This is a genomic window from Roseateles sp. P5_E1 (assembly GCF_054049335.1).
Genome location: NZ_JBFUMN010000374.1, coordinates 1 through 568, shown reverse-complemented (window position 1 = coordinate 568; position 568 = coordinate 1). Strand labels below are relative to the sequence as shown.

General features: G+C 70.1%; 1 protein-coding gene. It reads left to right on the top strand.

Going from position 1 to position 568, the window contains the following annotated elements:
- The coding region (locus ACXJKJ_RS31605) for a DUF938 domain-containing protein (protein ID WP_457395643.1) at window positions 1-447 on the top strand (447 nt) is incomplete at its 5' end.
- Between the last annotated feature and the right edge of the window lie 121 nt (window positions 448-568).

Here is a 568-nt window from a genome sequence, read left to right as displayed (position 1 = left end):
CAACCGGAGCATGTGCCCGGCATCGCCGAGCGCCTGGCCACCGCCGCGCTGCCCAATGCGCCGGCACCGTGGCCGTTGCAGGCGGTGCTGGCGCCGCAGCCCGGCCTGGCACCGCTGCCCGATGCCGCGCCCGCCTTCGATGCGGTGTTCAGTGCCAATACCCTGCACATCATGAGCTGGGCGCACGTGCAGGCGTTGTTCGCCGGGTTGCCGGCGGTGATGGCGGACGACGCGCTGTTGTTCATCTACGGGCCGTTCAATTACCACGGCGAGTTCAGCAGCGACAGCAACCGCCAGTTCGATGGGTGGTTGAAGGCGCGCGATCCCGATTCAGGTATCCGCGATGCGGAGGCGGTGGACGCGCTCGCGGCCGCGCAGGGCCTGCAGCTGATCGAGGACGTGGCCATGCCCGCCAACAACCGGCTGCGGGTGTGGCGGCGGGGCTGATCAGGCCGGGAAAGTCGGCGGGCACGCCTGCTGCAGGCACGCCCGGAACGTCGCGGTTGGCAACGGTGGCGTCGAAATGGCCAACGGGCACTCGCGCCGGGACGCACGCTGAGGGTAGGAT